General features: G+C 53.6%; 18 protein-coding genes. 12 read left to right on the top strand and 6 right to left on the bottom strand.

Annotated elements, in window-relative coordinates; genetic code table 11:
• Positions 1-42: 42 nt before the first annotated feature.
• Entirely contained in the window at positions 43-2424 is a 2382-nt protein-coding gene (locus LX98_RS08355) for a PAS domain S-box protein (RefSeq protein WP_496428465.1), read from the top strand.
• Positions 2425-2433: 9 nt separating this feature from the next.
• Here LX98_RS08355 and mtnA read toward each other — a convergent pair whose 3' ends face one another.
• Positions 2434-3474: an S-methyl-5-thioribose-1-phosphate isomerase gene (gene mtnA / locus LX98_RS08350; RefSeq protein WP_496428464.1), complete on the bottom strand. Its 1041-nt coding sequence runs from the start codon at positions 3472-3474 to the stop codon at positions 2434-2436.
• 108 nt (positions 3475-3582) lie between these two features.
• Complete coding sequence (locus LX98_RS08345; RefSeq protein WP_496428463.1) at positions 3583-6942, bottom strand: YhdP family protein; 3360 nt, start codon at positions 6940-6942, stop codon at positions 3583-3585.
• 297 nt (positions 6943-7239) lie between these two features.
• Here LX98_RS08345 and LX98_RS08340 point away from each other — a divergent pair, with 297 nt between their 5' ends.
• The 5 genes from LX98_RS08340 (at position 7240) to LX98_RS08320 (ending at position 10925) form a co-directional block, all read left to right on the top strand.
• The gene (locus tag LX98_RS08340; RefSeq protein WP_496428462.1) at positions 7240-8109 is read left to right on the top strand and encodes a hypothetical protein; all 870 of its coding nucleotides are present in this window, start codon (positions 7240-7242) and stop codon (positions 8107-8109) included.
• An 8-nt stretch (positions 8110-8117) separates the two neighbouring features.
• Positions 8118-8540, top strand: a complete 423-nt coding sequence (locus tag LX98_RS08335; RefSeq protein WP_496428461.1) for a secondary thiamine-phosphate synthase enzyme YjbQ — start codon at positions 8118-8120, stop codon at positions 8538-8540.
• A gap of 19 nt (positions 8541-8559) precedes the next feature.
• The gene (locus LX98_RS08330; RefSeq protein ID WP_496428460.1) at positions 8560-9747 is read left to right on the top strand and encodes a trypsin-like peptidase domain-containing protein; all 1188 of its coding nucleotides are present in this window, start codon (positions 8560-8562) and stop codon (positions 9745-9747) included.
• A 652-nt stretch (positions 9748-10399) separates the two neighbouring features.
• Entirely contained in the window at positions 10400-10600 is a 201-nt protein-coding gene (locus LX98_RS08325) for a DUF2281 domain-containing protein (RefSeq protein ID WP_496428459.1), read from the top strand.
• Positions 10590-10925 carry a type II toxin-antitoxin system PemK/MazF family toxin gene (locus LX98_RS08320; RefSeq protein ID WP_496428458.1) on the top strand — a complete coding sequence of 112 codons (336 nt, stop codon included), beginning with the start codon at positions 10590-10592 and terminating at the stop codon, positions 10923-10925. The genes LX98_RS08325 and LX98_RS08320 overlap by 11 nt, the downstream gene beginning before the upstream one ends.
• A gap of 172 nt (positions 10926-11097) precedes the next feature.
• Here the strand turns inward: LX98_RS08320 and LX98_RS08315 are convergent, their stop codons facing one another.
• Positions 11098-11412, bottom strand: coding sequence for a hypothetical protein (locus LX98_RS08315; RefSeq protein WP_496428457.1), 315 nt, complete (start codon positions 11410-11412; stop codon positions 11098-11100).
• A 791-nt stretch (positions 11413-12203) separates the two neighbouring features.
• On the opposite strand from LX98_RS08315, the gene pepN reads away from it, so the two are divergent.
• Complete coding sequence (pepN, locus tag LX98_RS08310; RefSeq protein WP_496428456.1) at positions 12204-14885, top strand: aminopeptidase N; 2682 nt, start codon at positions 12204-12206, stop codon at positions 14883-14885.
• An 893-nt stretch (positions 14886-15778) separates the two neighbouring features.
• On the opposite strand, the gene LX98_RS08305 is transcribed toward pepN, so the two are convergent.
• Complete coding sequence (locus tag LX98_RS08305; RefSeq protein ID WP_496428455.1) at positions 15779-16657, bottom strand: YfdX family protein; 879 nt, start codon at positions 16655-16657, stop codon at positions 15779-15781.
• 803 nt (positions 16658-17460) lie between these two features.
• Here LX98_RS08305 and LX98_RS08300 point away from each other — a divergent pair.
• Together LX98_RS08300 and LX98_RS08295 are read left to right on the top strand one after the other, a co-directional pair.
• On the top strand, positions 17461-17667 hold the full coding sequence (locus LX98_RS08300; RefSeq protein WP_496428454.1) for a 2-oxoisovalerate dehydrogenase: 207 nt from the start codon (positions 17461-17463) through the stop codon (positions 17665-17667).
• A complete protein-coding gene (locus tag LX98_RS08295) occupies positions 17664-17906 on the top strand; it encodes a type II toxin-antitoxin system HicA family toxin (protein ID WP_496428453.1) in 243 nt (80 codons plus the stop codon). Before LX98_RS08300 ends, LX98_RS08295 begins: the two co-directional genes overlap by 4 nt.
• Positions 17907-18397: 491 nt before the next feature.
• Here LX98_RS08295 and LX98_RS08290 read toward each other — a convergent pair whose 3' ends face one another.
• Positions 18398-18727: a type II toxin-antitoxin system RelE/ParE family toxin gene (locus LX98_RS08290; RefSeq protein WP_496428452.1), complete on the bottom strand. Its 330-nt coding sequence runs from the start codon at positions 18725-18727 to the stop codon at positions 18398-18400.
• Positions 18724-18999 (bottom strand): type II toxin-antitoxin system Phd/YefM family antitoxin, encoded by a 276-nt coding sequence (locus tag LX98_RS08285; protein ID WP_312641660.1) that lies wholly within the window; start codon positions 18997-18999, stop codon positions 18724-18726. Before LX98_RS08285 ends, LX98_RS08290 begins: the two co-directional genes overlap by 4 nt.
• A 653-nt stretch (positions 19000-19652) precedes the next feature.
• Here LX98_RS08285 and LX98_RS08280 point away from each other — a divergent pair.
• The 3 genes from LX98_RS08280 (at position 19653) to LX98_RS08270 (ending at position 21300) form a co-directional block, all read left to right on the top strand.
• Positions 19653-19964 carry a nucleotidyltransferase family protein gene (locus LX98_RS08280; RefSeq protein WP_312641661.1) on the top strand — a complete coding sequence of 104 codons (312 nt, stop codon included), beginning with the start codon at positions 19653-19655 and terminating at the stop codon, positions 19962-19964.
• Positions 19961-20317 (top strand): HepT-like ribonuclease domain-containing protein, encoded by a 357-nt coding sequence (locus LX98_RS08275; protein ID WP_496428451.1) that lies wholly within the window; start codon positions 19961-19963, stop codon positions 20315-20317. The genes LX98_RS08280 and LX98_RS08275 overlap by 4 nt, the downstream gene beginning before the upstream one ends.
• A 764-nt stretch (positions 20318-21081) precedes the next feature.
• The gene (locus LX98_RS08270) at positions 21082-21300 is read left to right on the top strand and encodes a DUF2283 domain-containing protein (protein WP_312641648.1); all 219 of its coding nucleotides are present in this window, start codon (positions 21082-21084) and stop codon (positions 21298-21300) included.
• Positions 21301-22346: the final 1046 nt, after the last annotated feature.

The following is a 22346-nucleotide window of genomic DNA, read 5'->3' as shown; positions in this document are numbered from 1 at the left end:
GGAGACACATGCGCCAATATGAGCCGGCACCATTAAGACACCATGACTAAGAACCGTCAAAAGACTTCAAAAAAAATCAGCCCTGTGCAGTCCGTCGAGAAATGGGAACAGGCGTTTGACGCCCTGACGGATCATGTCATGATCCTTGACAACTCAGGGACAATTGTCTGGGCCAATCGAGCCATTCGCGACCAGGTCCAACCGCAAATCGGCCCATTGGTCGGACATCATTACCGCACCCCCTACTATGGAACGACCATTCCCAAAAATCCTCCGCCGTGGGAAACGGTGTTGGCAGGGGCCTTGTCTGCGGTGGTGGAAACACAGTTCCCGACGATGCCGGGGGATTTCCTCGTGTCCTGCTATCCCCTCTTCGACTCGCAAGGCATTCAATGGGGTGCCATTTCGGTGGTCGTAGATATTACCGAACGCAAACGGATTGATGAAGCCTTGCGGAAAATTGCCCAAAGCGACCCGGCTCCCGGCAGCATGGCGTTTTTGCGGTTTTTGGTAAGAGATCTCTGTCAGGCCCTGAATGTGCCCTATGCCATATTAGCGGAATTGGAATCCCCGGCCCGGCCGCAGACCCATACGGTCGCCATTTGGTCCAATGGGACGTTCGGGGAAAATATGCCGTGGACCCCTCCTCCCGCGATTTTTGAGCAACTACTGAAAGTCAAAGGATGCCATGGAGACAATTTGGAATCCTCACTCTTTCCTCCGGACTCCCCGCTCGGCTCATGGTCAATCATCAGTTATTTGGGAACGGCCCTCCGTGGGCAGACAGGACACATTATCGGGATCCTGCTTGTCTTTAGCCCAATGGCGATTCGCAACATCCATGTGGCCCAATCCATCATCCAACTGTTTGCTGCCAGGGCGGCCGGTGAACTTCAACGTAAAAAGGCCGAAGATGCCTTGCGGGATAGTGAGCAGCGCTACCGGGCCATCGTCGAACATGCCTATGATTTAATCATCGAAACCACCGCGACGGGTGAATGTCAGTACGTCACCCCGAATTGTCAAAAAGTCTTAGGCTATGAGGCAGCCGACATACTGGGGAACAATTTCTTTGACTTTGTCCATCCCGAAGAACGGGGGCCGTTATCCGAGTCGTTTCATTCTCATCTCAAGACACTTCAGGAAATTGATATGGTGTGCCGCCTGCAAACGACACAATCCGAATGGCGATGGTTTGAAAGCCACATCCACCCCTTCCGAACCAGCATCGGGACCGTCGTGGGGGTGATCGTGACACGAGACATTACGGAATGGAAACGCCTGGAAGATGAACGGCTACGGGCCACCAAACTTGAGTCGGTTGGCTTACTGGCCGGGGGCATTGCGCATGATTTCAATAATATTCTCACGTCGGTGTTTGCCAATATCGGACTGGCCAAAATGGTGACCGCCAAACAGTCGCCGCCCCAGGGAGAGAAAGTCATTGAACGACTGGAGGCTGCGGAAAAAGCCTGTTTGCGAGCGCGGGATCTCACTAAGCAGCTGCTCACCTTTGCGAAAGGCGGTGCCCCGGTCAAAAGCACGACCTCCGTGGCCTCCATTATTACCGACACGGTGCAATTCGCCCTGCGAGGGTCGGCTGTCCGGTGCACTACGCATCTTCCCGATGACCTCTGGGCGATCGAAGTCGATGAAGGCCAAATCAGTCAGGTGATACAAAATCTCGTGATTAATAGCGACCAGGCCATGCCCGATGGAGGCACCATCAGCGTCGTCGCAAAGAATTGTCTGGTCACCCCTCAGACCGTGCTTCCCCTGAAACCCGGCAAGTATGTGTGTGTGTCCGTCGCGGACCAGGGCATCGGCATCCCTGACGATCATCTTCAAAAAATCTTTGATCCCTACTTTACGACCAAACAAAAAGGGAGTGGACTGGGCCTGGCCACGACCTATTCCATCATGAAACGCCATGGAGGGCACGTGGCCGTCACCTCTTCACTCGGCAACGGTACATGCTTCACCCTCTATCTCCCCGCCTCAACCTCCCTGTCCGCAAAAAACGATGAAACACCGGAAAGTCTTGTGCAGGGCGCGGGAAAAATTTTAGTCATGGATGACGAAGAAGACATTCAGGATGTCTTAGGAAAAATGCTCGAGCATCTCGGATTCGAGGTGGACTTTGCCCACGATGGACTGAAAGCCGTGGCGCTCTATACCCAAGCCATTCAGGACGGTCACCCGTATTTGGCCACCATCCTTGATCTCACGATACCCGGAGGAATGGGAGGCAAGGAGACGTTGCGCCTCATCAAAGACCATGATCCGGATGCGAAGGTCATCGTCTCCAGCGGGTATTCCAACGACCCGGTCATGGCCCATGCCGTCCAATTCGGATTCTCAGGCTTTATTGCCAAGCCGTATAATCTTCTCGATCTCTCTAAAGTCTTAACTCAGATCATTTGACGGATCCCATCAGGAAGATGGGGACGAAAAATGTTGAGCTAAGGCTTGCGGGGGGATAATCCCCCGTTCGGTAATAATGCCCGCAATCAGGTCGGCCGGGGTCACGTCAAACGCCGGATTCCAGACTTCCACACCTTGAGGAGCAATCATCCGGCCACTATGCAGGCAGGTCACTTCTGACGGGCTCCGCTCTTCGATGGGAATGCCGTTCCCATCCGCCGTCTCCATATCAATCGTCGATGAAGGGGCGGCCACATAAAACGGAATGCCATGGGCATGCGCTAAGACCGCCACAGAATACGTGCCGATCTTATTGGCCACATCGCCATTGGCGGCAATCCGGTCAGCCCCCACGACGCAACAGTGGATTCGGCCCTGCCGCATCAGGGCCCCGGCCGCATTATCCGTAATCACCGTCACGGGAATACCATCCTGCTGAAGCTCCCAGGCCGTCAGACGTGCACCCTGAAGGACCGGGCGCGTCTCATCGGCAAAGACCCGAATCTGTTTGCCCTGCTCCCAGGCTGCCCGGACCACGCCTAATGCGGTCCCATATCCTGCCGTCGCTAAGGCTCCGGCATTACAATGCGTGAGAATATGGTCTCCATCACGAATGATCGCGGCGCCAAAGCTGCCAATCGCCCGGTTGACTCGAAGATCTTCTTCCAAAATCGCCAGGGCTTCTTCCTGTAATCGTTTCTGGATATCTTGAATCGATGATCCGGAGATATCCGTCAACACGCGTGTCATCCGGTCAACGGCCCAGAATAAATTCACGGCGGTCGGACGCGTCGCGGCCAGCGTGCGGCAAACCTTCTCCATATGGACGGAAAACCCCTCAGAGTGAGTTTCCGCATATTGCCTGGCGCCTAGGGCGATACCCAAAGCCGCCGTCACCCCGATAGCGGGCGCGCCGCGGACACTTAAATTCCGAATGGCTTCAGCCACCTCCTCATAGCCCGCACAATCAAGAAACCGCACGTCTCCCGGGAGCGCACGTTGATCCAGAATCACGACATGATTATTGTTCCATTCAACTGTGGGAATCATCCTCATTTCCTTTCACACGAGATGTTAAAGCCGACTCAAATGGTGCACGGCCCTTACCGCCTTCTCTGAATGATTATCCCGCCACATCCATCGGCAAAGACGAGAGAATTATAAGGGACCGGGCCCGCCGGATCGCCCAGCATCCGGTGGAGCGGAACCCGCATCCTCCGGAGTGCCATTCAGTAAATCATAAGGCAGGGTCAACGTATTTTTTAAGATATCAAACGCCAATTGTGCTAAACCGGTCAGCCCGGTTTTCACGGATTCCATGGGCAGATACTTGACCTCAGGATCACCCAATGGCCCGTCGATCGAAAACAACGCTGTGGCGAGACCTTTCCGATCTCCGGAAAAAATTCGTCCAAAGAGAGGGATATCTTTCAAGATATCGGAATAGGCCCCAAAAGGACTGACGGCGGAAATCCCTTCAAGCCGGTCCCGTTTCCAGTCATACATGCCTGCGGCAGAGACTTTCATGATGGGACTCTGGATCAACAGATCTTTCGAGGAAAATACCCCGTCTTCCACGGTCAGCTTGCTGCTCACGGTCGTAAACGGAAATCCGGTCTCTTCAAGATCAACTTTTCCTTGAAGGACCTGGGGTAGATTCAAGAGCGCGAGAATGCGTGGAAATATCGTCCCTTTGCGGATATAGCCCTCGCCAAGAGAAATTTTGACACTCCCGTTGAGAGTGGGAATGATTCCCCGGTCATCCCGGCCATGGCCCTGGAGCATGCCACGTACCGACATGCTGCCGGTAATCAACCGACGCTCCTCGCCAAACAGACTCAAGACATGCTCAAATGGCAAATCCTTCGCCTTAAATGACGCACGCATGGCAGCCGGCCGCCCTTCCGGGAGATGGACAAAGAACCGTCCCCCGACAGTGCCGTGTTCCGCCACCATCGATTGAACTTTATCCACCGAGACCAGGTTGTCATGAATTTTCAGCACAGCCGATAATTTTTTGCCGGAAAGCGTCTTATAGCTCGGACGTTCGATATGCACCGAACCCTCCAGGGAACCATGTGCCGCTAGCCACTCGATTCCATCCCGGATAGCCGAACGTCCCTCTTTAGGAATCAGCAAATCAATATCGAATTGCGGCGAGTCAAACATCACACTGGCAATCGGTGTGGTCTTCCAATTTTTCATAAAACCGGTGATGACGGCTTCACTATTCTTCAGGCGAAACTCCATGCGTTTCAAATCAAGCTGATCCTCATCCACTTTCAAGCGAATAAAGAGATTCGAAATGGGATCGCTGACCCCGCGGAGCGCCACCACGCCTTCGGTCAACGCCACCCAACCTTTGGTATTCCACCGGGTCCAATCGGTGCCGCGTCCACTGCCTTTCAATTGCACCTCGAGAATGCCCGACTGGACGAAATCTCCCAAGACACGAATACCTTCCGGCAGCACGCCTAAATACACCGGACCGGAATCAACCCGCGCCTCCCATGTAACCCCCGAGCGATACCGGATGGTCCCCTGTCCGCGAAGACGAAGCGGGAGCATGATTAGTTCCACGCGTTCAAAATGCACACGGTTTCCGGGATGAAACTGTCCATCAAACTCAAGGCGTCCATCCTGACCGGCCTGCTTCTGTAAAAGAGAGGGCACATCCATGAAGGCCTCTCGCCCATCAATCCATCCTTTCAGTTTGGGATGACGGGTCGGTCCCGTGAGAGTGGCCGAGGCATGAAGCGGACCGGTGATCTGCATCCCTGGTGATGCTGCCCGTTCCCGGGAAACGGGAAAAAGATCTTCGCCGGAAAACCCGCCCTGGATGGTGAGCGGCTCAAAGCGAGAAGCCCCCTTGTAGGTAATGGTCCCATTCAACGCCAATGGATAGGTGCCCACGTATCCTTGTAGACCTTCTAACACCGTACTCTCGCGCGAAAAGGTAATGGTCCCGTGCCCTTGCGTAAAAGGCTGAGGTAGCCCGGGAATCTGAATCACCAACCCTTCAGGTTTAAACTCCCCGAACTGAAATTTCAATCCAGGTGATTCCAACAGATTTCCTGCAAATCGGAGACGCAGCAGGCCACTGCCATCCGAGACCTTCCAGGCATTCAACGGTCCAAAGTCGGATGGCGCTCCCAGCTGCGTCACCACCCGGTGAACCTTCTCCGCGGGCACAGGCCCTTGAAGGCCCACATCCCCCCACGGACCTGACTCTTTTAACAGAAAGACGCCTTCCGTTACCTCAACGGGAATACCATCATAGATGCCCTGCACCCCGGACAATTGCATGCGATCCGGTTCCACCACCACCGTCCCCTGTATATGATCGGTGGTGGGCCAATCGGGAATACGAACATATCCATCGGTTAAATGAAATGTGCCGGTGACCGACGTCTGCACATCCTCACGTGTGGACCCGGTCACACGAGCCTCGGCAATGTTCAACCGGCCTCCCCATTCGCCTTTCTCCCACACCGGAAGGAGGTCATCCGGAATCCACGTCTTGGGCAGATATTGTCGAATCATGGCGAGGTCAACATTCGAGGAGCGCATGGAAAACCCCATCATCTGATGTCCGTCTTCCAACATTTCCGTATTGGCCGAACCATCCAGATCAATAAATGAACTGGATACGTTGATATGAGAGAGAGAGAGTCGGGACGTTTTCGCGTTTTGAACCCAGGTTACCTGAGATTTGACCGACAGTGTGCCGGGCACTGCCATAAGCGATTGGCCATTGGGCAGATATTCTCCCAGTTGATTGATCTCCAGATGATCGGCCTTCACCTTGCCGGAAAATCTGATTTGGTCGAAACCAACCGGCTCGCTGGCAATGGAAAGCACCGGGGACGCCCAACGGGCTTCGAGTTCTCCCTGGATACGAAACGGCGCCAGCTCTTGCGTCTGCCGGATTTTCCCAGACAATTCGAAGGATGACGCCATAGAAGGCCCGTCATGGGTGGTGTCAGAGACAAAGGCCACATCTTCAATGACAAATCCCCGAACAGCTTCACGCGGCGACTCATCAATGACGATGATTTTACCGTCCGTCACCACAACCTTTCCCAGCACGAGAAATTTCGTCGCCGACACAATGGGAGAGTCGTTGCTGGCATAGCTCAAAAAACGCCATTCCCCGTCGGCCTCACGTCGCAATTCAATCTCGGGAGACTCCACCAGGAATTCACGCACCACAATTTTTTTCATGAGCAACTGCCCGATTCCCAGGTCCAAACTCATGGATTTCGCCCGAAACACCGCATGCGACTCAGGCTGTTCCTGAACCACAATATCCAATACCAAGAAATGCGGAGAGGGAAATAAGGCAAAGGACGTGTGCCCCACGGTCACGTGCGAACCAAACGTCCGTTGAATTTGTTGCAGCGCCAGAGTCTTCAGATAATCCGGATTCAAAAACAAGGGAAGCACAATCAGGGCAATGGTCAGGACCACGGCACCGAGTGCACCCCACCAGAACATCTGTTTGCCGGACCATCGCACTAGATTACCCTCTTCGGATCACCAGAATCCCAAACCGTTGTGTGTGTGATGTCAGGGATAGGAGCCATGAAAACTTGTCCTGCATCATACCGAAATCCGTGGGAAATGTAAGAATGATGCCGATACGCCAGGGACAGAGCCCCTTGCGGGCGGTCCGTCATTGGCCACACGTCCCCTGTGTGGAGAACGCCATCGATTTCTTGACACCTCCCCAGGCCTGGGATATCCTGCCCCACTGTTCAACACTCCATAATCCTTGCGCTTTTCGTTTATGAGGATTGTACCATTCTAGCCGTCGTGTCCCGGCCACCATTGAAGTCCACCCACACCGTTCTCACCCGTACGCAAGTGGCCTCGCTGCTGAAATGGTACGACCAGCCGCATCCCGCCAGGCCCGATCGCACGATTCCCGGATATGACAAGGCGCATGCGTTGCGCACGGCACGCCTCTGTGTGGCCGTCGCCGCAGCCCTAGGCCATCCACTCTCCCGCCTTCGTCAATTTGAAGCCGCCTGTCTGCTGCATGATATGGGGCGGGCCGGACTTGATCCCCTATTGTTCGGCCGGATCTGGTCGTGGGCGAAGAAACAAAAGATCCCGACCAGGCCACGGGAATGGCGGACCCGCTATCCCCACACCCCCTATGGCCGTGAATCTCACGCCTTCATCGCACAATATGGAGCCGCCTTACAAGCTCGAGGCCTGCCGCTGACCCCTACGGTCAAGGATCACATCGATATGCGATTAGGCTTTGCCCGGCGCCTCCACGCCTACCTCCGTCCGGTAAAAACCGCAATCGCCACCATAGACATCCCCTGGTCACCTTGGATGGAACGCATCATGTTGTACTATTACTATCCGGAAAAACTCGAACGCGCCCCCGCCTGGACGCAACAACTCGCGGAGATCCTCGTCGCCTGCGAGCAACTGGAAGCCTATAGCAATCACCGGCGAGGAAAAGATTATTACGCGCGCGCAGAAGAGAGTTTTGCCGCCGCCTTCGCCTATCTTCGTCAACTCACCGCTCAGCGAATCGTCAGTCACCAGGTTATGGATGTCATCTGCCGGCTCACCAGGGAAGGCCGTTTTACCACTATTTTACGGCAGGCCCGAGGGGGCACTCTATCAGCCGCCGATCAACAATTTTTACAAACCGTCTCGTGCTGAGGAGACTCATGGCCGTCATCACCCACTACCTCAACATTTCCATGACCGGCAATTCGACCATCGAAAATCTCACAAAGCCGATTCACCGCCTGCTCGCGGAATCAGGCCTACAGGGTGGGATGCTGACGCTCTTTGTGCAACATACGACGGCCTCGGTCATGATCATCGAAGATGAGCCGGGAATTCGTGCCGATACCAAAACCTTCTGGGACCGAACGATACCCGCCGATCCGCTGTTAGAACATAATACGCGGAATGCCGGCGAAGATAACGGCCACTCCCATCTTCGCGGTCAGTTACAGGGACCCTCGCTCACAATTCCGTTCGTAAATGGCGCCTTAACCCTTGGCACCTGGCAACAACTCGTCCTCATCGATTTTGATACCAGACCACGAACCCGAAACCTGGTTGTCCAGCTCCTGGGAGAATAAGCCCGGAAACAATCTTCCTATGCTGCTGCACCCTACACCACAGACTTTCCCTTCAGACGGGGCCAAAGTCCGCGTTCGACCACACAGACGGTTTGGAAAATGGCAGAAGCTTCTCCTTCTCGTCGCGGTCGCCACAGGGCTTCTGCCGAATATCACCATGGGAGAGCAATCCGTCCCGAACCAGGGGCGATCGGTTCCCGTCTCACCCTCGTATCTGCACCTCGTCGCTCAGAAACCTCTCGGTGCGGAAGAACTCAATACCATCGCCGTCTTTGAAAAAGCCGCGCAGTCAGTGGTCTACATCACCAATACGGCAGTGCGCCGGGATATCTGGTCGCTTAATACCTTCGAAGTGCCGCAAGGGTCGGGATCCGGATTCATCTGGAACCGCCAAGGGCATATCGTCACCAATTACCACGTCATCTATGGCGCGGATTCCATACAAGTGGTGTTGGACGATCAATCCACAACTGACGCGCGCATCGTTGGCGTGGACCCTGATCATGATCTTGCCGTGCTCCAGATCACCGGCAAGGCCGAGTCACTTATGCCCTTGGAGATCGGCACCTCCCAGGACCTTCGCGTCGGTCAGCGCGTGTTGGCCATCGGCAATCCCTTCGGGCTGGATCACACCCTCACCACCGGTGTCGTCAGTGCGCTGGGTCGTTCAATCAAATCGGTGAACGACCGCACAATTGAGAACGCCATCCAAACCGATGCGGCCATCAACCCCGGCAATTCCGGTGGACCGCTCCTCAACAGCGCAGGAGAACTCATTGGCGTCAACACCCAGATAGTCAGTCCCAGTGGAGCCTACGCGGGCATCGGCTTTGCGGTGCCGGTCGACATTGTCAAACGTGTCGTCCCCCAGCTCATTCAATATGGAAAAGTCATTCGCCCCGGTCTGGGCATCTCCCTCATCCCGGATTCCATCGCCGCCCGCTGGGGGATCAAAGGCCTGGTGATCGCCAAAGTCCTGCCGGGAAGTATGGCCGACAAGGCAGGCCTGCAAGGCTTAGAAGAAACCAAAACCGGACGAATTCGCTTGGGTGATGTCATTACGAATATTAATGGAGAAGCGATACGCACCTATGACGACCTCGCCCGACTATTAGACCGGCATAATGTCGGAGATCGCATCAAACTCGGCATTCGCCGCAGCGGCAAAGAACAAACCCTCTCCCTCCAACTCCAAGCCGTCCAATAAGCCATCAATCTAGATCATCCTGCGTCCAATCACCCAGCCCTAATCCACTATCCATCTTCTCGTCTCCCGCATCTCCGACATTTATTTTGGTTTTCGCCATCTAGCACCTTCAGGTCGGCTAACCGGGCTGAGGTTAGATTCGTGAGGCGGACCTTGTTTGAGCCTTGCGAGTTGGACCCCTCCATGTCGTTCGGAGACAAAAATTCATCACCTTTCACTCTCACCATCTTTCCGACGCCTGCCGGCTGGCCCAAGGAGGGACGCTCTTCGCATTTTGCGGCCCGTGTCTGAGCCGCGCGCGCTGGTCTGCCCCCGAGCCGAAACCCCGGGACCTATCTTCTCTTCACTTTTCTTCATTTATTCCTTTGCTACTTTTTCCGACGCCTTCCGGGCAGCCTCAGAGGCAACCATCCGCACAAATGGGCGGGCCTTGTTTGAGCAACGCGAGTTGGCCCGCCTTCCTACACCCGGTGTTTGCCTCTTGTAATATGGCTGAACGGGGCGTCAATGGTTTTGGGTCCTTTTCCCGAAAGAAAAGGACCTCGTCGTCCGGGGACGAAACCCCGGCTTTATAAAATTCTGTACTTTAGTCAATGGGTTGGGTACATTTGTCATACAACGTATCCCTTACAGAGCAAATGAGGAGCACGCCATGTCAACGGCAGAACAAATCATGCGAGAAATTCAAAAGCTTCCAGAACCTTTGGCAAAGGAAGTCTTAGATTTCATCGGGTACATTGAGTTGAAACATGGGCTCAAAGACAGACAAGCTGAGGAACTCAAGCTCGCCCAGACTCCGGTCATGAAACATGTCTGGGACAATTCTGAGGATGAGGTTTGGAATGACGTGTAGCGCCTACGACCTTGTTCTGATTCCCTTTCCTTATGCTGATTTAAGTTCTTCAAAAAAGCGTCCGGTCCTCGTCCTGACAGCACCCGATCGCCATGGGGATTTTATTGCCTTGGCCGTTACCACTGTCCCTCAAGAAGAACCTGCCATCCCATTAACTGCAATGGATATCGTGGATGGTACTCTGCCCAAACCCAGTTGGATACGAGTGGATAAGGTATTTACCCTCTCAGACCAAAACATCGTCAAGCATATCGGAAAAATCAAAACGGTATGCATGGAAAAGGTCCTAAAAAGTCTATGCAGTATTGTCGGTTATGCGAAATGACTCCCTACCCGCAAACTTCTTCTCACTCCATCCTTCACCCTGAGCCTTCCTTCCTTTTATGCAAACCCTCCTTTTCTCTTCAACCGACGCCTGCCGGCTGGCCCACAGGAGGGACGCTCTTCGCAGCTGGCGGCCAATGAATGAGCCCGATGGGGTCATTCAGCTTTGCCCTTTAGCTTTCCTGGCCTGGTGGCATGGCCGAGCAGTGCATCCGGTCCCGGGAAAAAGGCGGGCAGTGTTTGAGCGCAGCGAGTTTGCCCGCCGCCGGGGCCGGTGAACTGCGGAGGGCACCCGAAGGGCCATCCACGGCCAAAACTTGCAAGGTGCGTCTCGAAGAGCGCGACCCTTGTTTGGCCACTTTTGCCGAAACCAAAGTGGCTCGTCGTCCGGGGACGAAACCCCGGAAGCTCTGAAATAGGGAAAGACGCACCAAGCCAGCGCTCCGCTCCCGAACCGCCACCCGGCATCCATCAAACTCTCTTATCATTCATGCATGCACGACATTCGTAATCGAGCATCCATCTTCCCATTTTTCCTATCACCTGCAAGTCCGCCACCCGGACCGACGCACAACTCAACAGGCGGACTGTTCATGGGACGCCTGCCGGCTGGCCCCAGGAGGGGCGCTCTGCGCATTTAGCGGACCTTGTCCGAGCGGAGCGAGTTGGTCCGCTCTTCAAAAAGTTAGCGGCCCTCCTCTTCAATGAGGCCAGACGGGGCGTCAATGGTTTTGGGTCCTTTTGCCGAAACAAAAGGACCTCGCCGTCCGGGGGCGAAACCCCGGAAGCTCTGAGAGACGCACCAAGCCAACGCTCCGCTCCCAGGCCGACCCCCGGCTCAAACCAACCTTCCAGCAAAAAGCCTATTCACACGCGTCTACGCCTCACCCCCCAAGCTCTCCTTCCGTTATCAACTATTGTGATGGATGTGGGGTTATACTGCAGAGTGCGACGGCCCATTGTCCCTTGTTTTGGCCTTGATTGAAGAAAAGGGACACGGTATCGTGAGTGAGGAATCATCGGCGAAGCGGCCAAGCAAATGTCCGCGTCACTGAAAGCCACACATCCCACCATCCCATGGCCTCAAAATTTCTGGATGCAGTGATGCTTCAGTCGGTCCGCGCGAGATGGAGACCCTTGGGGGTATAATCTAAATGAGGCCGGGAAAATGCGTGAATGGTCAATGAGGGTTTTTCGTTCCTCCCCTCTGTCATTCCCGACGAATGGTAGCGGAAAGCTATCGTAATTTTTTTGTTCAAAACCCAATGGAGATGATGCCGTGTCTGAAATAAATTCCGTGACATACCTAAAAGATTATCAGCAACCGGATTACTGGGTGACCCATGTGGACCTGACTGTGGATTTACGCGAGGGAGAGACGTTGGTCCGCGCCGTCTTACAGGTGAAAAAAAACGGGAATCATAACAACCCGCTGGTTCTCGATGGCGAAGAACTCGAATTGCTGGAGGTCAAGCAGAATAATCTGCCTGTCGCGAAGGGGGGCAGTCCGGCAGACGGCTACGTGGTGGATCGCACATCCCTCTCGCTCCAGCCCACGCAGGATGCCTTTACGGTAGACACGCTGGTCAGAATTCATCCTGAACAGAACACGGCACTTGAAGGCCTGTATAAATCAGGAGGCAACTGGTGCACGCAATGCGAAGCGGAAGGGTTTCGGCGGATTACCTTTTTCCCTGACCGCCCGGACAATATGGCGACCTACAGCACCAGGATTATTGCGGATCAAATAGCCGCCCCGGTCCTGCTTTCTAACGGCAACCTCATCGATCAGGGGCAACTCGAAAATGGGCGTCATTATACGGTGTGGGAAGATCCCTTCCCCAAGCCCAGTTATTTGTTTGCCCTGGTCGCAGGGGATTTAGCCTGCCTGGATGACACCTACGTGACCGCAAGCGGTCGTCAGGTCATGTTGTGTATTTATGCGGCAGCCAAAGACCTCGATAAACTCGGGCACGCCATGGCCTCGCTGAAAAAAGCCATGAAATGGGACGAAGACGTGTATGGTCGTGAATATGATCTCGACTTGTTCAATATTGTCGCCGTGGACGATTTTAATATGGGGGCCATGGAAAACAAATCGCTGAATATCTTCAACACGAAGTATGTGTTGGCGCATCCCGATACAGCCACCGATGCCGACTATGAAGGCGTGGAAGGGGTGGTGGCGCATGAATACTTTCACAACTGGACCGGCAACCGGGTAACCTGCCGGGACTGGTTTCAGCTGTGTTTGAAAGAAGGGTTGACTGTCTTTAGGGACCAGGAATTTTCCGGGGACATGGGGTCACAAGCGGTCAATCGCATCGCCAACGTCAGAACCTTGCGCATGAGTCAATTCCCCGAAGATGCGGGGCCGATGGCACACCCACCGAGACCGAATCAGTTTGTCACAATCAATAACTTTTACACCGCCACCGTCTACAGTAAGGGGGCTGAGCTCAATAGGATGTTGCATGCCTTATTGGGAAAGGAAGATTTTCGCAAAGCGTCGGATACATATTTTGAACGGTTCGACGGGCAAGCCGTCACCGTTGAAGACTGGGTGCGCTGCATGGAAGAGGCGTCCGGTCGGGACCTCACCCAGTTCATGCTGTGGTATACGCAAGCGGGGACGCCCAAGATCACAGCGCATTGGTCCCATGATCAGGCGACCAAACAATTCACACTCACGCTCGAGCAGCAGATTCCCACGATTACCAATCAGTCCAACGGGCAACCCAGACACATTCCGGTGAAATTCGGGTTGGTGGGTCCTGATGGGCAGGATGTGGCTCAGGGTGTCCTTGAGCTCACCCAGGCGACGCACACCTTTACCTTTGAGCAAGTCCCGCCTCACGCGGTCCCTTCGCTGTTCCGTCATTTTTCCGCCCCGGTCAATCTGGAGGCTCCGTATACCGACGACCAATTGCGACACCTGATGGTCCATGACCGGGACGGATTCAATCAGTGGGAGGCAGGAAACCGGTTCCTGACCACGAATCTCATGGCGCAGGTGGATCGCTATGAACATGGACAAGACATCCTCGTGGGCGACGATGTCCTGGATTCGTTTCGTCGGATTTTGCAACGCGCGGACATGGACCAGGAACTCAAGAGCCTGGCCTTAAGTCTGCCCGTCTACCAGGAAATCGCGCCGCAGCGAGAGGTGATTGATCCGCATGCCATCATCGCGGTTCGGAAGGCCTTCTTAGAAACGCTTGGCCGTCAACTGCACGATGAATTTCTCGAGATGTACAACTCCACGTATCATCCCGGCAAGCCGTATGATCGTGCAGATGCCGGTCGCCGCAGTCTACAAAATATCGCGCTCGGGTATTTATCGCATTCAGGAGATGCGGAAGTGGCCAAGCTGGCCGTCAGGCAATATAGCCAGGCCAACAATATGACGGACCGCTATGCCGCGCTGAATATCATCATCAATATGGATGAGGCGCAACCCTATCGGGATGGCGTGGCCCAACATTTCTACTATCAATTCGAACATGATGCGTTAGTCGTGGATAAATGGGTCGGAGCCTTCGCAAGATCCCAGGCGGATGATGTGTTACCGATCGTGAAATCCCTCACACAACATCAAGCCTTCACACATCCCACCCCGAACAGAATGCGAGCGTTATATGGGACCTTCTCACAGGCCAACCCCAAAGGCTTTCATGCGGAAGACGGATCAGGATATGCCTTTGTCGCGGACTTCCTCATGGAACTGGATGCCAAAAACCCCCAAGTGGCCTCAAGAATGATCGGGGCATTCGAAAAATTCAGGCAGCACCGAAAGGATCTACAAACCCACATGGAGGCACAACTCCGTCGAATAGCCGCCATGGACAGTCTGTCAACCGATCTCAGTGAAAAGCTGGAGCGGTATTTAGGAAAGGAAACATATAGCCAGCTCAGGGCTGGAAAAGGGGATGCGCAAACACCAACGCCGTCACAATCATAAAAGCCGCCTTAAGGCCAGACAAGACTCAAAGGTGAGCGACCAAACCCGCACTGTCACCTAGCCCATTGCAAGTTGGTCCACCATCCGTGAATTTGCCTCGGTAGGCTTAAATTTTGATCCGACGCCTGCTGGCTGGCCCCAGGGAGGGACGCTCTTAGCATCTAGCGGCCCTTGTCTGAGCCCTTCGGCTTCGCTCAGGATAAACTCCGCGAGTTGGGCCGCTCTTCAAAAAGTTAGCGTCTCTCCCCTCCAATAAGGCCAGACGGGGCGTCGTTTTGCAAGGTGCGTCTCGAAGAGCGCGACCCTTGTTTGGTAACTTTTGCCGAAACAAAAGTGGCTCGTCGTCCGGGGACGAAACCCCGTCCCCAATGCCCCTGAAGCTTTCGTGTTTTACTTCCGACGCCTTCCGGGCAGCCTCAGAGGCAAACATCCGCACAAATTGGCGGGCTTGTTTGAGCAACGCGAGTTGGTCCGCCTTCTTACACTCGGTGTTTGCCTCTTGTAATATGGCTGAACGGGGCGTCAATGGTTTTGGCCACTTTTGCCTCCACAACAAAGGTCGCGCTCTTCGAGACGCACCAGGCGAAACCTCGTCGTCCGGGGGCGAAACCCTGTCCCCAATGCCCGTGAAGCTTTCGTGTATGACTTCCGACGCCTGCCGGCTGGCCCCAGGGAGGGACGCTCCTAGCATTTAGCGGACCGTGTCTGAGCCCCGCGAGTTGGTCCGCGCTTCAAAAAGTTAGCGGCCCTTCCCTCTAATGCGGCCAGACGGGGCGGCAATGGGTTTGGCCACTTTGACCGAAACCAAAGTGGCTCGTCGTCCGGGGACGAAACCCCGGAGGCTTTGAAATAGGAAAAGACGCACCACTGCAAAAAACGGCAAAACAACCGCGTCAAAATTCAAACCACGACTCCACGATTTCCCTCCAGGCCAGAAATTGCCGACCCACTCCCTGCATCAATGTGGGGTCTTTGTTTTCCAGCGCCGTATCCAGGCGGGTCATTTCTCGTTGGAGTGTGTGTACCCCTTGAGCGTGAGGTGCGGCCCTCGGATCGTTTTCCCACCGGGCTAATCCATGTTTGACATTAACGACAGTCAGACGGGCGCTGGGATACAGTCCGTTTTGAATAAAATTTTTGGCCAAGGCTAGGTTGTCATAGATAATCAGGCGCGGGTCAGTGTTGACGCTTTCGTCCACAATGGCCCCTCGAAAGATTTCTCCTAAGGCGTCTTGAGTCTTCTCATAGTGTTGATTGGTAAGGTCCTGTTTCGCGGTCTTGAGGGCCGCCGCCAGGGTTCGGAGGTCAACGGAAAAATCAAGTTTCACGACGCCGGCATAGGTCTGTTTAATGTCAAATGACTGCAGGTGGCGGTACACGGTGTCATACTCGCTCAGAAGAAAGAGGTCATCCAACACCGGCACATAATAATTTTTGTTCGCGTTCCGGGAGGTAAAGGTCACCTTTCCATACTTGAGTGTGGAGTCAACCTTCATCGAAGGCAGGTCACGTGTGAGCTGACCAACCAGCGCTTCGGCCTGTTCGATATGGTGGAGGGCGTCGTCCGGCAGATCGATATCCAGTGCCAAATACGCAATATTAATATGGCCCATCATGTTATGGACTTCCAAACCCGTAGCGGACCTGTTCGGTGCCAAGGGTGACCCCGCCGCCGGTTCCACAGGATGTTGGGAACCTGGTGTATATCCATAGGCGGGTGGCCCACAGATGAGAAAGCCCAACGCAACCATAAGAAATGATTTCTTTATCATAAAAAAACGTTCGTTGAGGATAAAGATTACCCCTGCCGCTACTACCGTAAAGCCTTCACAAGCGATTCTCTAGGCAGCCGATAACGCCTAGCAGGGCGAAGGGCACGCCTTCCATATTCCAATCGTAAGCCGTATCGTGAAGAGACAATGACTACTGGTGCAAAAGAATGGGCGATAAAATCCGGGAGCGGTGTGTCCGAAACCAACAAGGGGAACCGCGATCCCTTAAACCAACCCTACTGGACAGCCTAACCTCCCACTACTAGCAAGAACCCTTGCCCTTCCCCTAAATAATCCCCTGATCTGTTGGCATAGCCGAGCAATGCAACCGGCCCCAACATTCGCTCCCCCATCATTACTCTAGTTCTCTCTCTTTCTTGAAAACTTCTGAATGCTGGATCTCCTGAATGATCCGACGCCTGCCGGCTGGCCCCAGGAGGGACGCTCCTATCCGTTGCGGACCTTGTGTGAGCCCTGCGAGTTGGGCCGCTCTTTGTATCTTTGGGGTCCCTCCCCTCCAATAAGGCCAGACGGGGCGTAAATGGTTTTGGGTCCTTTTGCCGAAACAAAAAGCCTGTCCTGAGCCCGGTCGAAGGAGACCTCGTCGTTCGGGGGCGAAACCCCGGAATCGTTCAAACCTTCTTATCATGCACGACATTCGTATACGAAGATCTATCTTTCAGCCTTGTAATTCCTCCTAGTTTCTGCCAGTAATCTCCTTATTCCACCTGTACTTTCCCTAAAAGGTTGGGTAGCATAAAAACACATCACAATCCCTATGACCCTACTCAAAAGGAGTTCTTATGTCGGAAATCATATTTTTGGTAGAAGATGCACCCGAAGGAGGAGTCACAGCACGGGCCTTGGGAGAATCAATCTTCACCGAAGCGGACGATATGGCTGAACTGCACACCAAGGTTCGTGATGCGGTCAAATGCCACTTTGACGAAGGCAAAGTCCCAAAATTAATTCGGCTACATCACGTACGAGAAGAAGTCATCGCGGTATGAAATTGCCGCGCGACCTATCGGCAGAAGATCTCGTTCAAAAGCTGAAGCATTTAGGCTACCGGGTTTCACGACAAACCGGCAGCCACATTCGGTTGACCAGCACACAAAAAGGGGAACACCACATCACCATCCCCAACCATAATCCACTTCGCGTGGGAACTCTTTCAGCAATCTTGGCAGACATCGGGGAACATTTCTCAATGACCCGTGAAGAGTGCATACAAAAATTGTTTCCATAATACCCCCAATCTCGCTTCTCTCCTCCCTCATTACAACGGTTTTCTCTCTTTCATAAAAATTTCTAAATGTTGTGTCTCCTGGATACCCGACGCCTGCCGGCTGGCTCACAGGGAGGGCCGCTCTTATCCGTTGCGGACCTTGTCTGAGCCCTTCGGCTTCGCTCAGGATAAACTCCGCGAGTTGGTCCGCTCTTCAAAAAGTTAGCGCCCCTCCAATCAGGCCAGAGGGTGCGTCGTTTTGCAAGGTGCGTCTCGAAGAGCGCGACCCTTGTTTGGTCACTTTTGCCGAAACAAAAAGCCTGTCCTGAGCCCGGTCGAAGGAGACCTCGGCTGCCGGGCCGACCCCCGGCATCTATAAAACTTTCCCATCTCCACCTTGAGCCGGCAGCCATCCCCAACTTATCCCTCAGTTGAACTTTGCTATTTTGGGGAACTGGTCTTAAGAATGGGGAAAGAGCCCAATAATGGGCAAATGGCCTGATCTGGCGCCATCATATAGAAAGGAGCCGCTTGAGCAGGATGTCTTCGATATTCTGGTGTGAGTCAAGGACAGAGAGAACAAAAACCTTGTGCCCTGAAATTCGATAGATGATTCTCCATGGAGACACGATCAGTTCACGATATTGCATCACCCCTTGGGCATGGAGTTCTGGGATAATTCGGCCTCGCATTGGCGCCTGATAGAGTCTTGAAGCAGATTTGGTAAGTTTTCGGAGAATCTGCAAGGCCCGGGGAACGCTGTCCTCTGTGATGTAAGAAACAATCGCCTGCAAGTCATTTTCCCCAATTTCCGCCCAAATGACCTCACAAACCTGTTTCATCGTCCCTGCAATCGAGACGCTAATTTCTTGAATACCTCAGCTTGTGTTCGAGTCTTGCCCCGCTTAATATCTTCTTCTCCTTGTGAAATCAGCTTTAACAGGCCAAGGGCATTTCTCATATCCTCATAACTTTGGGGATCCTGAAGGACGGCCTTGGGTTCACCATTTTGTGTAATCACGACGGGGCGATGGGTATGGTTTACTTGATCTAATAACGCGGCCGCATTCGCTTTGAGATAAGTAATCGGTTTGATGTCTGACGTAATTTTCATACAAGGCCTCCTCGGTCCTTAAATCGTACCATATTCAGTCTGGCACTTACAGGGAAAAACTATCCCAATACCACATGAGTTCACACCGGGTGACTGTTCAATAAAGTGGGGGCACCCATTTTCTTTAACTTGACCCCGTGCATTCCTCCTGACCTCGGGCATTCACCTTGTTTCTTCCCAAATCACCACCTGCAGGTCGACCACCAGGGCTGCGGCTTAATTTGTTAGGTGGACCGTGTTTGAGCCCTTCGCCGTTGGCTCAGGATAAACTCCGCGAGTTTGACTCCCACCCTTATGGGAATCCCATAAAGATTTCTTTCCTACTTTGTCCGACGCCTTCCGGGCAGCCTCAGAGGCAAACATCCGCACAAATGGGCGGGCCTTGTTTGAGCATCGCGAGTTGGCCCGCCTTCCTACACCCGGTGTTTGCCTCTTGTAATATGGCTGAACGGGGCGTCAATGGGTTTGGCCACTTTTGCCTCCACCACAAAGGTCGCGCTCTTCGAGACGCACCAGGCGAAACCTCGTCGTCCGGGGACGAAACCCCGAATTCCTTACCCTCGACTTCGAGCCGACCCAGCGCCAGCCCGTTTTCGCTTGACTGGTCTTGATCGAAGAAGGGGGAAACGGTATCGTGTCAGGAGGCTCCGCACATGACCGGGCAACCCATTATGCAAACCATACGCGAACAAATCGAAGCGAAGCGCGACAACATTCTCGCTCTAGCGGCCTCGCATGGAGCCCACAACATTCGTCTATTCGGCTCCGTCCTCAGAGGGGAAGCCACTGGCCGAAGCGACGTCGATTTTCTCGTACAGATGGATGAGGGACGCACCCTGTTAGATTTGATAGGGCTGTCCCAAGATCTGGAAGAACTTCTTCATTGCAAGGTCGATGTGGTAACCGACCGCGGGATCAGTCCATACCTCAAGGAACGCATTACTGCCGAAGCCGCTCCCCTATGAAAGATGATCGTATGTATCTCCTCCACATCCGGGATGCTCTTGGCAATATTCGAGAGTATACGACACCCGGGCGTGAGGCGTTCTTTAACGACCGGAAAACTCAGGACGCAGTCATACGCAATTTAGAAATCATCGGCGAAGCGGTCAAGCATATGTCCGCGTCACTGAAAGCCACACACAACACCATCGCTTGGAAACAAATAGCCGGCATGCGAGACAGACTCATTCACGATTATTTTGGCGTCGACCTCAATCTTGTCTGGGATGTCGTGGCCAGCGAACTACCCCAACTTGAGCGCAAAACTAACCAAATTCTCGGCCATCCAGACAAACCGACCGAACCCAATTCATAAGCAACCCACACAAAAGTAAAACATTTTTCCTCCGTCCTTCCTCCACTCTCCCCTCTCCCTTAGGATTCCCGAACAAATTCTTCCCCTATGCCCCGACGCCTGCCGGCTGGCCCCAGGGAGGGACGCTCTTATCCGTTGCGGACCGTGTCTGAGCCCTTCGGCTTCGCTCAGGATAAACTCCGCGAGTTGGGCCGCTCTTCTCAGGGTTAGCGTCCCTCCCCTCCCATGAGGCCAGTTGGGGCGTCAATGGTTTTGGGTCCTTTTGCCGAAACAAAAGGACCTCGCCGTACGGGGGCGAAACCCCGCCCCTACCAAATTCTGTACTTTATGCAAGAGGTTGGGTACATTCCAGAGTATCGGACGTTTCGCCCCCATGCCACTCTCCTCCACTTTCTCATAAATAAAAGGGACCTCCGGAATCCCGCTTTTCCCGCCTCATCAGCCAAAATCCACCCTCAAAACCTTTTCCCTTACTGAGACAACTGCAGACTAGCCATTCATTGGAAAACCAAGTATGTTAGCATCGTGGAGAGTTACACATTCACAGAATATTTTGAAAAAGAAGTATTGCGTAAACGTCCATATCTCAAAAAAGACTGGTGCATTCAAGTGGTAGAAAATCCATCTAAGAGCGAACCTCAAGAAGGAAATCGTTTTCGATTTTGGGGACCAATAGCTGAACTTGATGGCCGGATGTTACGTGTCATCACACTTGCCGATAAAAAGACAATTCACAATGCCTTTCCTGATCGAGGATTCAGACCATGAAATTGAACTATTACCCAGACACAGATTCACTCTACATCGATCTGACCGAACACCCCAGCGTAGAAAGCCGGGAAGTATCGGAGGGAATTGTCCTGGATTATGACGCTGCAGGCAATCTAGTAGGCATTGATATTGATAATGCGAGTTCCAAGGTACATCTCAAGGAATTAACCTTAAACAAACTGCCAGCTTCTGTTCATTCCATAGCCGAATAACACCCCCTTGGGCTTCCTCAAATGTGGCAGGAATCTACTTTCCCGCACTTCGCCCTTCAAGCCATATCTCTATCACAGCGCTCCCCCTTCTTTCATATGCATCTCTGAAAATCGCTCCCCCTATGTTCCACGCCTGCCGGCTGGCCCCAGGGAGGGACGCTCTTAACCGCTAGCGGACCCTGTTTAAGCCCTGCTTCACCATGCCCCTCTAATCCTCCCTGACCTGGTGGCATGGCCGAGCAGTGCAACCGGTTCCGGAAAAAGGCGGGCAGTGTTTGAGCGCAGCGAGTTTGCCCGCCGCCGGGACCGGTGAACCGCGGAGGACACCCGAAGGGCCATGCCACGGTCAAAACTTGCAAGGTGCGTCTCGAAGAGCGCGACCCTTGTTTGGTCCTTTTGCCGAAACAAAAAGCCTGTCCTGAGCCCGGTCGAAGGAGACCTCGGCCGCCGGGCCGACCCCCGGCATCTATCATTACGCTCCCTAAGAATTCCTTCTCCTATGTTCCGACGCCTGCCGGCTGGCCCCAGGAAGAGACGCTCTTCGCATCTAGCGGCCCTTGTTTGAGCCTGGCGAGTTGGGCCGCTCTTTGTATCTTTGGCGTCCCTCCCCTCCAATAAAGCCAGACGGGGCGTCAATGGTTTTGGGTCCTTTTGCCGAAACAAAAGGACCTCGCCGTCCGGGGGCGAAACCCCGTCCCCCCGCTCTTGAAATCTCAATGCCCCCCTCGCGCCCTCCTACTGCAGCAATCCAAAAAATAGATATTTAGCTGGGAAATTTCCCCAATTTCAGTTATCAGCATTTCGAAAATTCACCCTCGAAATTTCGCGGCTGGAATCCGGAAGCTTCACCCCCACAATTTTTTTAAATTTCATTTTCGAATCTCCGAAGAATCTTGGGAGAAAAAATTTTTCTCTGAATTGAATCCAAAAAGATTCCCCCAATTTTTTGTAAAACAAATCTAATGCCTTCAATTCGAAAGTTTTTTCTGTACTTAAATGAATGTCTGAGGTACATTTTCAGAAATCAACCTTGCTTCAGCATGCCA

The organism is Nitrospira marina (assembly GCF_059568365.1).
This window is presented reverse-complemented; position numbering and strand designations above follow the sequence as displayed.